This window comes from Thauera sp., from assembly GCF_035444905.1.
Classification (GTDB): Bacteria; Pseudomonadota; Gammaproteobacteria; order Burkholderiales; family Rhodocyclaceae; genus Thauera.
Genome location: NZ_DAOMPS010000013.1, coordinates 1 through 11,430 on the forward strand (window position 1 = coordinate 1; position 11,430 = coordinate 11,430).

At 70.7% G+C, this 11,430-nt stretch carries 8 protein-coding genes and 1 pseudogene; 1 reads left to right on the plus strand and 8 read right to left on the minus strand.

Features of this window, described 5'->3' with window-relative positions:
• Positions 1-356 precede the first annotated feature (356 nt).
• Positions 357-662 carry a monooxygenase gene (locus PLC66_RS08015; RefSeq protein ID WP_324539156.1) on the plus strand — a complete coding sequence of 102 codons (306 nt, stop codon included), beginning with the start codon at positions 357-359 and terminating at the stop codon, positions 660-662.
• A gap of 71 nt (positions 663-733) precedes the next feature.
• On the opposite strand, the gene PLC66_RS08020 is transcribed toward PLC66_RS08015, so the two are convergent.
• The 8 genes and pseudogenes from PLC66_RS08020 to PLC66_RS22875 form a co-directional block, all read right to left on the minus strand.
• A complete protein-coding gene (locus tag PLC66_RS08020; RefSeq protein WP_324539159.1) occupies positions 734-1,615 on the minus strand; it encodes a bifunctional transcriptional activator/DNA repair enzyme AdaA in 882 nt (293 codons plus the stop codon).
• 181 nt (positions 1,616-1,796) lie between these two features.
• A complete protein-coding gene (locus PLC66_RS08025; RefSeq protein ID WP_324539161.1) occupies positions 1,797-4,601 on the minus strand; it encodes an Hsp70 family protein in 2,805 nt (934 codons plus the stop codon).
• Positions 4,602-4,614: 13 nt separating this feature from the next.
• Positions 4,615-6,495 carry an Hsp70 family protein gene (locus tag PLC66_RS08030; RefSeq protein ID WP_324539163.1) on the minus strand — a complete coding sequence of 627 codons (1,881 nt, stop codon included), beginning with the start codon at positions 6,493-6,495 and terminating at the stop codon, positions 4,615-4,617.
• Positions 6,492-7,052 (minus strand): DUF2760 domain-containing protein, encoded by a 561-nt coding sequence (locus PLC66_RS08035; RefSeq protein ID WP_324539165.1) that lies wholly within the window; start codon positions 7,050-7,052, stop codon positions 6,492-6,494. The genes PLC66_RS08030 and PLC66_RS08035 overlap by 4 nt, the downstream gene beginning before the upstream one ends.
• Positions 7,053-7,235: 183 nt before the next feature.
• Positions 7,236-9,215 (minus strand): hypothetical protein, encoded by a 1,980-nt coding sequence (locus PLC66_RS08040; RefSeq protein WP_324539167.1) that lies wholly within the window; start codon positions 9,213-9,215, stop codon positions 7,236-7,238.
• Positions 9,216-9,455: 240 nt separating this feature from the next.
• Positions 9,456-10,112 (minus strand): formylglycine-generating enzyme family protein, encoded by a 657-nt coding sequence (locus PLC66_RS08045; protein ID WP_324539169.1) that lies wholly within the window; start codon positions 10,110-10,112, stop codon positions 9,456-9,458.
• Complete coding sequence (locus PLC66_RS08050; RefSeq protein WP_324539171.1) at positions 10,109-10,594, minus strand: nSTAND1 domain-containing NTPase; 486 nt, start codon at positions 10,592-10,594, stop codon at positions 10,109-10,111. The genes PLC66_RS08045 and PLC66_RS08050 overlap by 4 nt, the downstream gene beginning before the upstream one ends.
• Positions 10,595-10,611: 17 nt before the next feature.
• Positions 10,612-11,388 (minus strand): annotated as a pseudogene (locus PLC66_RS22875) (TIR domain-containing protein); the annotation flags it as partial.
• Positions 11,389-11,430: the final 42 nt, after the last annotated feature.

Below are 11,430 nucleotides of genomic sequence, written 5' to 3' on the forward strand. Positions count from 1 at the left end.
CGCGGTTTATGACCTCAGTATTTTACCGGCTCTGAATAAATCAGAGCATCCCTAGACATCGTGTGTTGCCCTCGAATTTGAATGTTGTCTGATCTTTTCCGTGCCCGATACGGGCGCGGGCAGGGGCGGGATTGTCGCACCTCGGGCCGCATGCTGGCGGCCCTGTGACCGCCTGTGTGGTGCGATCGCATCAGAACGGGCGGCGGCGGTCGTGCACCAGGGAAGCCGGGGAAGCTACGGCATGCAGGGCTTAGAATTTCGACGGCATGCCCGGCAGGCTCTGTGCCGGCACGCATCGTCTCGATTGGAGCAGGGCCTGTCCTGCCCATCCGTAAGCGCATTTTCAGGAGCTCATGATGGCTGTCTTGCTGCAAGTGGATTTCCCGTATTCCGGCCCCTGGGGCGACGAGATGGCGCAGGCCATGCAGGGGCTCGCACAGTCGATCGCGCAGGAGCCGGGGCTGCTGTGGAAGATCTGGACCGAGAACCGTGACACCAACGAGGCCGGCGGCATCTACCTGTTTGCCGATCGTGCCAATGCCGAGCGCTACCTGGAGATGCATCGCGCGCGCCTGCTGGGATTCGGCGTCCCGCAGGTGAATGCCAAGCTGTTCGAGGTCAATGCGCCGCTGTCGGCGATCGACCGCGCACCGCTCGGCTGAGCCATCGACCCGGGGCCGCGCTCCATGCCGGGGCAAGGACGGGCTTCAATGCGACCCGACCCGACGACGCCTTACGCGGCACCGGTCGGAGCGGGCGAGGCGCTCGCCCGCTCGCCATGGCGGGCCGCCTCCCGGCCCAGCATGGCGAGCTTGCGCGCGCTGCCCCAGCGGTAGTCGCCCACTTCGCCGCGCTCGCGGATGACGCGGTGGCAGGGGATCAGGTAGCCGATCGTGTTGGCCGCCAGGGCGCTGCCGACGGCGCGTGGCGCGCGCGGCATGCCGAGCTCGCGGGCGAGCTGGCCGTAAGAGAGGATGCGGCCCGGCTCGATGCGGATCAGCGCCTCCCACACCTTGACCTGGAAGTTGGTGCCGCGCAGCACCAGATGGACGCGGCCGCGCGTCGGCACCGCCGGGAAGATCCGCTCCATCCAGCGTTGCGCCTGCGCGTCGTCGCGTTGCAGGGTCGCCGCGGGCCACAGGCTGCGCAGTTCGGCGAGCAGGCTTGCCTCGTCCCCGGTGCCAAAGGCGAAATGGCACACGCCGCGCGCGGTCCACGCCACCAGCGCGTCGCCGAAGGGCGTCGGAGCGATGCCGTGGCCGATGTCGATGCCGCGCGCGGCGGCCTTGATCTCGCCCGGCGTCATCGCCTCGCAGCTCACCATCAGCTCGTGCAGCCGGCTCGGGCTGCCGAGGCCGGCGTCGAGGGTGACGTCGAGCAGATTCGCGGAATCTGCCAATTGCTGGCGGGCGTATTCCTTGGTCAGGTACTGCAGGAAGCGCTTGGGCGAGATGCCGGCCCAGGCCGCGAACACGCGCTGCAGGTGCGCGGGGCTGAGGTGGACCGCGGCGGCGATCTCCTCCAGAGAAGGTTGGCCACCGGCGTGGCTGCGGATGAAGGCGATCGCGCGGGCGACGATCGCGTAGTGGCGCGAGGCGGTTTCGTCGGCGGACATGGACTGACTCCGGTTCGGGCGTGGGCGAGCGGCAGCGGGTGGCCGGCGCTGCGCCGCGCGCAATGGAAAGGCTCGGCGGCGGGCGTCGGGTCCCAGTATCCGGGCGCAGTGCCGGCGATCAATCCGATTCTTGCGGAGCTGGTTGATTCAGGCCGGATGCGTCGCCGCGCTTCGCCGCGGCTCAGAGCAGCTTCAGCCCGGGCGGCAGCGCTTCGCCGAAGCTGCGTCGGCGGTCGGCTTCGTCGAGGCCGACGACCTCGCGCACCATGGTGATCCAGCTCTGCGGGGCGCGGATCGCGGCGAGGCGGCGGGCGACCTCGTCGCGCAGCGCGGGGGCGAGGTCGCGCGTGCGGTCGCCGGTGAGGCGGGCGATCCGGGCGGCGGCGAAGGCGGCAGGCTCGATGGTCTTCCAGTCGAGCGCGAGCACGGCGGCGAGCCACTCGCTGGCGATGTCGGGCGGCACGACGTTGTGCGCGCTGCCGTAGAGCGATTCACGCGCGCCGACGCGGCCGAGCGCCCACCAGGTGTGGGCTTTCTCGGCCGGGCGCTGCAGGCGCTCGAGCAGCCAGCGGCCGACCTCGATGCGGTGCATGACCGGCACGCGCTCGAGCGAGGCGGCCAGCCGCACCATGTCGTCGTAGCTGCCCTGCACCGCCTCGCCGCGGCGGCGGGCGGCATCGGCGTGCTCGAGATGGCCGGCGAGCACCTCCAGGATCTGCAGTTGCCGGTCCTCGTCCAGCCCGCCGGCGCTGCGGCGCCACAGCGTCCACCACTCGCTCCAGTTGTTGCTGTCCTGCACGTACTGTATGCCCTGCGGTAACAGCGCCCACAGCTGGTCGATGCGCCAGTCGTCGAGCGCCGCGCCGAGGCCGGGGCGCAGGCAGTAGCCGGCGAGGTTGAGCCAGGTGCGCTCATGTTCCGCGCTGCGCCGGCGGCGGCGGGCGCGCTCGAGCAGGGCGTCGAACAGGGTGCGCAGCAGCGCCATGTCCCAGTCATCCCGTCGGCCGAGCACGCGCTCCAGGCGGCCGCGCAGCTGGCGCACGTCCCTGGCCTCGAGCTGGCGCGCCTGGCCGCCGAAGGTGTCGTCGATCAGGGCGAGCGCCTGCGCCAGCCGCGGATGGATGGCGGGGCCGGGCGCCTCGGCGCTGTCGGCGCCATCCGCCGCGGCTTCGGCGCGCACCTGGAAGGCGAGCTGCCAGCGGCGCGCGTCGTCGTCGGTGCTGACGCACTGCATCTCGAGCGTGCCGACCTCGGTGAGGGTCGTCACCAGGCGTACCTCGACGTTCTCCCGGCGGCCGGCGCTGGTGGGCGGCAGGCGGGCGGTGAGCGGCGGCAGGCGGATGAAGTCGTCGCTGTCCACATCGACCAGTGCGCCGGCCGGCCAGGCCGTGTCGCGGGTCGAGGATACGAGGTGAAAGCGCACTGGCTGGCCCAGGCGCAGGGCGAAGCGGCGCTCGGGCAGTGCCACCTCGACGCCCGATTCGGTGCCGCGCGGCAGCACGCAGATTGCGCGCGCGGCCTTGCCCGCCTCGTCCAGCAGCAGGAAGTAGCTGCGCGCCGCGCCGCCGCCGATGCCGGGGCCGAGCCCGGCGCGCGCGCCGCGCACCAGGGCGAAGGCCACCGCGCCGCGGGCGACGGCGACATCGGGCTCGTCGTTGTGCAGCACGCGCGGGGCGATGCCGCGCCAGTGCGTGAGCAGCGCCTCGAGTCGCGCCGCCAGGGCGGGAGCACGAAAGGCGCCGCCGTTGAGCAGCAGGGTGTCGGGCACCGGAGGCCGGTCGTCGCCGTCGGCCGCGACGCCGAGTGCGGTGCGCGCCACCGTGGCGTGGCGCTGCAGGAAGGCGGCCAGATGGCGGCTGATCGCAGGGTCGGCGGGATAAGGCAGGCCGAACTCGACGATCGCGGCGCGGCGCCGCTGCTGCAGCTCGTCGGCGCCGCCGAGCGGCAGGAAGCCGTCGACGACCAGGCGCTCGACTTCGTCACGGCTCAGCTCGGCCGAGCGCGCGCCGCCGATCAGGCGGGAACCGGCGCCGAGCAGGGTCACCGTAACCTGCTCGGGGGCGTTTGCCGCCAGCAACTGCTCCTTCGCCAGCCGGCAGCGCTGCACCAGTTGCGACAGGCGCGCGGCGGACAGGCGTTCGCCGCTGGCACCCGCCTGGGCGGCGAGGCGGCGCTCGACGAGGTGGGCGAGCGCGAGGTCCATGTTGTCGCCGCCCAGCATCAGGTGGTCGCCGACGCCGATGCGGGTCAGGCGCGGCGGGCGGCCCTCATCGGCGGCCGCCTCGACCTGGATCAGCGTGAGATCGGTTGTGCCGCCGCCGACGTCGCACACCAGCACCAGGCGCGATGCCGCGAGTTCGTCGGCGAGGCGGTCGCGGTGGCGGAACAGCCAGTCGTGGAAGGCCGCCTGCGGCTCCTCGAGCAGGCGCAGCCGCGGCAGGCCGGCGCGGCGCGCGGCCTCGACGGTGAGCGCGCGCGCGCCCTCGTCGAAGGAGGCCGGTACGGTAAGCACGATGTCCTGCGCCTCGAGCGGCGCGTCCGGATGGTGGGCGTTCCAGGCGGCGCGGACATGGGCGAGGTAGCTCGCGCTGGCCGTCACCGGCGACACCTTGGCAACATCCTCGTCCGCGCCCCAGGGCAGGATGGCGGCGTTGCGATCGACCCCTGCGTGCGACAGCCAGCTCTTGGCGCTTGCGACGGCGCGCCCCGGCACCTGGGCGCCGAGCTCGCGCGCGAAGTGGCCGATCACCGCCGCGGGCGCGTCGGCCAGCGCGGCCCCCGGCCACGGCAGTCGCAGGTCGGCGGCAGCGAGCTCGCCGGCGGCCGGGTGGTAGCGCACCGAAGGCAGCAAGGGGCGCGCCGCGACCTCGCCGCGGCCGACGAGCTGATCGATCGCCAGCAACTGGATGCGCTCGTCGCCCTCGGCGGCGAAGGCGACGACCGTGTTGCTGGTGCCGAGGTCGATGCCGACGGTGTAGCGCGCCACGGCGGGGCTTTCCTTAGCTGGCGTCGTCGTCCGCCTGGGCGTCACTGCCCGCGTTGGCGCCCTCGCCGCGCACGTCGAACTGCACCTTCCAGCGTGCGCTGCCGTCCACCGGCAAGGCCTCGAGCTCGAGCGTGCCGGTCTCGGTGACGCGCGCGTGCAGCTTCACGCGCACGATGTCGCCCGGCCTGCGGCCTTCGGCCGGCAGCGTGGCCTCGATCTCCTCGAGTTCCTGCAGCTCGTCGTCGGCCCAGAAGTCGAGCAGGGTGCCGACCTCGTCCTGGCGGCGCACCGAGGAGCCGAAGAAGCGGAAGCGCACCGGCTCGCCCACCACCAGGCCGAACTCCTGCGCGGGCAGGGCCGCCTCGCTGCCTTCCTCCATGCCGAAGGGCGCGACGCACAGGGCTTCGAGCGGCGGCTCCATGCCGGGGATCGCCGGCATCGCCGACTCCACCCCCACGTAGTAGGCGCGCGCGGTGCCGCCGCGGATGCGCACGCCGCGACCATGGCGCACATAGCCGTAATAGGCGGCGCCGCGCGCCACCGCGAGGTCGAGGTCGGCGCCGCCGAGCAGGCGCGCGGGCGGCGCGCCGTCGGCTTCGAGCCAGGCGTTGAGGATGTCCAGCACGCGCTCCGAGATCAGCTCGGACTTGAGCACGCCGCCGTTGAACAGCACCGCGGTCGGATGCAGGAAGCGGGCGTCCGCGGGCTGGGCCGCGAAATCCTCGAGCTCCGCTGTGGCGCCGAGCTGGCGGGTCAGGAAGGCGGCCAGGTGGCGGGTGATCGCCGCATCCTGCGCATAGGGAAGGCCGAGCTGGGTGAGCGCGGTGCGGGCGCGGCTTATTGGCTGCTCGGTGACCGCGACCTGCGGGAAGAAGCCTTCGACCAGGGTGGCGCCGAGTTCGTCGCGGCTGACTTCGGTGCGGATCGAGCCGCCGATCAGCTTCGAGCCGCGGCTCGGCACCACCACCGGCACGGCGTCGAGCCCGGAGTCGCTGAGCAGCGCCTCCTTGGCCGCGCGGCAGGCGTGGGCGAGCGCGCGTGTCTGCCACGGGTCGAGCCGCGTGCCCTGCGCGGCGAGCTTGCGGGTGACGGCGTAAGCCAGGGCGAGGTCCATGTTGTCGCCGCCGAGCAGGATGTGCTCGCCGACCGCGACCCGGTGCAGTTCCAGGTTGCCGTCGCGCTCGAGCACCGCGATCAGCGACAGGTCGGTGGTGCCGCCGCCGACGTCGACCACCAGGATGAGGTCGCCGGGCTTTACCTCCTTGCGCCACTGCCCGGCGCTGCGCTGGATCCAGCTGTAGAGCGCGGCCTGCGGCTCCTCGAGCAGGGTCAGGCGCGGGTAGCCGGCGGCCTGCGCGGCCTCGGCGGTGAGCTCGCGCGCGGCCGGATCGAAGGAGGCGGGAATGGTGACGGTGATGTCCTGGGCGTCGAAGGGCGCATCGGGGTGGGCGGCGTTCCAGGCTTCGCGCAGGTGCGACAGGTAACGCACCGAGGCCGTCAGCGGCGAGATGCGCGCCACTTCGGCTGGCGCCTCGGCGGGCAGGATGTCGGCGCGGCGATCGACGCCGGGGTGGCACAGCCAGCTCTTGGCGCTGGCGACGAGGCGGATCGGCGTGGCCGCGCCGCGGCTGCGGGCGAACTCGCCGACGGCGTGATCCTGCTCTGCCGACCACGGCAGGCTGAGGTCGCCCGCGGCGAGCTCGTCGGCGTGCGGCAGGTAGATGAAGGACGGCAGCAGCGGGCGCTCCTCGACGCTGCCGGGGCCGCTGAGCTGGGGAATCTGCAGCACCTGCTGCGCGGCGGCCTCGCCGTCGCTGGATTCGAAATCGACGTAGGACAGCGCGCAGTGGGTGGTGCCGAGGTCGATGCCGATAGCGTAGCGGGCGGCGCTCACAGCTCCACCTCCGCCTGGGCGATCACGCTGGCGTCGTGGCCCTCGGCCAGCTTCGGCAGCCGGGTGTCGGCGACGCGCCAGCCACGGTGGCCGAGGCTGCCGGTGAAGGGCGGCTTGCCGACCACCTTGCCGGTGAGGCGCACGGCAGCGGCGTCGAAGCCTTCGGCCAGGGTGATGCGGCTGCCCTCCGGTTCGGAACGTACCGGCTCGATGTCGAAGTGCTCGCGCAGCACCTTGCGGCAGCCTTCGTGCACCACGCGCGCGGCGGCGCCGATGTCGGCGTCCGCATAGGCGGTGACGTCTTCCTGCACGAAGTCGACGAAGCGCGCCTCGCGCTGCAGCAGGCCGAGCAGCTGCAGCGCGGCTTCCGGCGTGGTCTCGCGCACGATGACGGCTTGCGGTTCGGCGACGGGTGCCACGGGGGTGATGGGCGTTTCGTCCGCGGGCGGCTCGCCTTCGCCCCGCACGCGCTGCAGCTTCGCGGCGAGCTCGGCGTTGAACAGGACGGACAGGGCGAGCCCGATGCGGCGGAAGAAGGAGGGTGGGGTGGAGGCCATGGGAACGATCCTTTCGCTAGGTCTGTTGCGTTGCAATATAACCCAGCATGAGGATGGAGCCCTACTGTGACGGCCGATCGACGGCCGATTGGCGGCCCATCATTCCCCGATCATTTCCGCGATGACCGCCGATGGGCGCCCTGCCTCAATGGGCAGCTGCCCCCGCCCTCCCGTTGATCGCCTTCATGCGGCCACCTCCAGCGGACTCTTTCGTTCGAGCCCGCTGGCCGGCGTGCCCGTGGGCATGCGGCGTGCCGCCTGCACAAGCGCCGTGACGACCTTGTCACCGTCGAGGCGGTGGTCGACCTCGAGCACGCCGCCGGCCGGTAGCGGGCCGTCGTCGGGCAGGTGCAGCGCGGCACGCACGGCGGCGAGGTCGGTTTCGGCGCTGATCAGGAGCACGGTGCGCGCGAGCGCCCCACTCGCCGCGAGCAGGCCGAGCTCGTAGGCGGTGCCCCGACGCGCTGCGGTGAAGCCGCTGAGATCGAGCACGATCGCGTCGCTCGAGTCGAGCAGCAGTTGCACGGCCTCCTTCCAGGTGTCGTCGAAGCAGAAGAGCTCGTTGACCCGGTAGCGGCCGTCGGGGTCAGGTGCCTCATCGATTGCCGCCATGCGCTTGTGCAGAGCGCGGCTGTCCGCCACGAAGGCGTTCCTCAGCTTGCCGCGAAGGTAGTCGGCGGCCTTCGCCGGGTCGATCGTGCGGCCGGCGACATCGTTGGCGCCGATCAGCACGATCGGACCGATGAAGCGCCAGCGGTACTCGAGCTCGTCGAGCAGCCGTTCGCCGCGCTCGTCCTGCGCGAAGACGCGCAGCACCAGTAGCCGCTTGTTGCTGTCCAGCGGCCGGATGCCATAACGGGTCAGCAGCCAGTAGGCGAGCAGGGCCAGGCCGGTGGCGCCGAGCAGGCGCAGGTTGATGCCGCCCCACAGCGGTTCGCCGCTGGTCAGCGTCTCGACACTGACGACGATGCCGGCGATGGCGATCATCCAGCAAAAGACCTGGAACTGAGCGTCGCTGAACAGCTTCTGCACGTAGGCAAGGCGGATCCAGCTGAGCAGGAAACTGGCCGTCAGCAGGCCGAAGCCGAGCGCCGCGGCAGCCAGCACGAAGCCCATCGCCGGGCCCGGTTCGAACGCCTCGAAGGCGAGCACCGCGAACACCGTGGCCGCGGCGACCACCGCCAGCAGCGCCGCCGCGATCAGGGGCACGACGATGCGCTTGCTGCGGTCGACCAGCGTGTAGTAGCACAGCGTGATCGCCACCAGCGCGATCGTGCAGCCCGCCAGCAGCATCAGGAAGGCCTCGAAGGCATTGCTGCGCACATCGCCTTCCGGCGCCAGCGCGCCGAGGACGATGAAGAAGCCCAGCAGCAGCACCGAGCCGACACGCCAGCGCCGGGCGCGCAGCCAGTGCCATAGCGCTGCGGGCGCCCATTGGCGCACGGCGACGGCGGCGGCGGTGAGCAGCAGCACGCCCGCCAGGGCCCAGACGATGGCTGCGCGCTCCAGATCGGGATCCACGGTGGTGGCGATGATGCTCTGCATGGCCGCTGCCGCGAACGCCGCCGGGCCGACCCAGACCCAGAACAGGCGGGCGAAGTTGGATGCGGAGACGCCGAGCAGCACGACTGGCGCGCTGAAGCTGGCGAACATGAAGAAGGACACCGACATGGACAGGGCGTGGTCTACCGCGTCGTCGAACTGCCAGCCGTAGATCAGCGCCGCGGCGACCGAGTACAGCAGCACGACGCCGACCAGCACCTGCAACACCGCGCGTCGCTGGCGTTCGATGCCGAGCAGCAGGGCGGTGGTGTCCCAGTCGCGGGAGGCATCGTCGCGGCGGCCCTCGTGCGAGGCCTTTTGCATGAAGCCGGTCAGGCGCCGGCGGTAGCGAAGGAGCACCCGAGGCGCGGCGAACTGGGCGAGCACGATGACGACGATGCCGAACCAGGTCAACGCCAGGTTGAACTCACGCTCGAAGCCATCGTCCCCAATCTCGGCGCCCGTGTCCGAGGCTTGGCCGGCGTCCGCGGCGGCGCTGTCGGCGGGGGACGGCACATCCGCGCCGGCCACGGCTGCGGCGGAATCCGCGAGCTCGCCGACCGTATCGATCGCTTGCGCCGCGGCGTCGCAGAGCCCCACCAGGCACAGCAGCGCGTCCATGGTCAGTCTTCCTTGATTGCGAGCCGAACTGCTCGCAATCGGTGATCCATTGAAGGTTGTCTGCATGCGCACGGCAGCAACGGGGCCGTGTGCGCTGCGGCACCTAGTGCGTCGCCGGCACGGAGGACCTCGGCGCGACTACTGATTCACACCGTAGTCGGCCATCGCGCCGGTGTCCAACCGCGAATGCTTGAACCTGATCGATGCTCTGCTGGGCGGTGCGACGCTCAATGGTCAACGTCACCGCGCGTCGGCGTGCTTCGGTTCGACGGGGACGCCACGACACACGCGAAAGCCGACGTGGGTGCCGCGGTAGTCGAGCATGCCCATTTGGCGACTGGCCGCACGACATTCGTCCGGATCCTCCGCCAGCCACGAACAGCCGCGCAACACTCGCCACGCTCCTTGCCCCGCTAATCCAACCATCTCCGGCAACCTGTACTCGTTCAGACACCATTCCAAGACGTTGCCCTCTAGGTCCATGACCTTCCTGCCTGCAGGGCCACCAAGTGGGTAGAGCCCGACTGCGACCGTTCTCCCCAGTCCCGCCTGGTCTGAATTCGTCCGGGCAGCGTTCCAGTCTTCACCCCACGGGTATGGCAGTCTTGCCGCGCACGACTGCGCAACCCATTGCCATTCCCATTCTGTTGGCAGTCGCACTTGCTCGCCCTGTTCAAGCGCGAATCGGGCGCTCAGCCAACGGCAAAACGCCATCGCGTCGTACCAGGAGACATTGATCGCCGGATGGTTCGCGAACGCCCAGAGAGGGTCGCCCGGCTGCTCTTCCAGCTTCAGACCGTCCCACCAGCGCGCATCCTGGTATCCATCAGCCGCATCGATGAAGGCCCGGTACTGCGCCCAGGTGACCGCATAACGCGCAATCCAGAACGGCGTCACTGTGAAAGTTCGGGGCGGCTTGGTTTCCAGGGTGACCTCACCGCTCTCAGCGATGCGCTCCCAGACGATGTCCGGGAGCCCGGCGTCGTCCAGCCCCAGCGCAGGACATCGCTTGCCCGCCGGCGTAAGGATTGCGGAGCGCACCGCTCGGCTTCCACCGCCTTGTACCAGTCGCGCGCCGCCAGCGCCGCCTGGCGGCGCAGATCGAGCTTCACGGCGAAATGCTGCAGCCAGTCCTTCAGCCGTGGCCAGTGGGTGAACACGGCCTCGTGCGCTATCGCGACATGGGCCTCGTCGGGGTCGGTCAGCAGGCCCTGCGTACGCATCGCATCGATGAGGGGGGCGACTTCCGCATCGGCCCGCAGCGCCACCACCTCGGCAGTGCGGCGAATCGCGACCCCCTCCACCACGCTCGCAAGCTCGGCGACGAGGTGAGCACAGGCCGTCGCACGGGCCGGTTTGGCGTCGATGAGCTTATCCACCGGTGCTGCCGCAGTGGCGATGCTCCGCTCCCGATCGCGCTCCTCGACTTGCCGGTGCCCGAGTTGCCGATCACGCAGACGAACCGACCCTCGGCGAGTCGGGAGACCACGCGCGGGATGTCCTCGTCCCGGCCGAAGTAGAAACGCTGGCGATCGGGGGTGAAGGCGACGAGGCCAGGGTAAGGGTTCGGGATGTTCGCCGCAGGCAGGGGCGTTGTTTCCAACTCGGCGACCGACTGAGACTCTGCACCCGCCGTCAATGGAGCGAGTCGGCGGAGGTTCCCGGGCTTGGGTGCCGGATACGCCGGCTGCCCGGTCAGCAGGCGGTAGAGGGCGGTAAATCCTTCATGGTCGCGATCGTCGTCGTGAATCTCGAACGTCTCTCCCAATCGGAACCTTCGGTAATCCCGCAGTGCAAAGGCAACATCATCGTCATCGGCCGTCGGCGGCAGCACTGGTACGAAGCGGCGGTTCCGGAACTTGCCGTCGTACAGCGCTTGGGTAATGTGCTGCGACTCCCACCGCACACCACGCCGCTGCGGAAGCGTGTCCTCTGCGTTGTCGTCGAAGCGCCGCCGATACGCCGAGGTGCATACCACGAGCACCCAATCCGCTGCGGCGATCTGCTCGCTCATCCAGGGGCGCCAGCCCTTCTCGGGCCATTCCACGCGCTGGTCGATCGCCGCCTCGATGCCTTCGCGCGTCAACGCGTCGGCAAGCGCTCGCACCCAGTCCGAATGCGCTTCACCTTCCTGGGCATAGCTGATGAATACGCGCGGTGGCTTATCTGGCATCGCGGAACTCCTGGGCCGCCTGTCATCGTGATGATAGTGCAG

Excerpts from the sequence above, each read along its gene's own strand:
- PLC66_RS08015 (WP_324539156.1), top strand. The coding sequence starts at position 357 with ATGGCTGTCTTGCTGCAAGTGGATTTCCCGTATTCCGGCCCCTGGGGC.
- PLC66_RS08020 (WP_324539159.1), bottom strand. The coding sequence starts at position 1,615 with ATGTCCGCCGACGAAACCGCCTCGCGCCACTACGCGATCGTCGCCCGC.
- PLC66_RS08035 (WP_324539165.1), bottom strand. The coding sequence starts at position 7,052 with ATGGCCTCCACCCCACCCTCCTTCTTCCGCCGCATCGGGCTCGCCCTG.
- PLC66_RS08040 (WP_324539167.1), bottom strand. The coding sequence starts at position 9,215 with ATGGACGCGCTGCTGTGCCTGGTGGGGCTCTGCGACGCCGCGGCGCAA.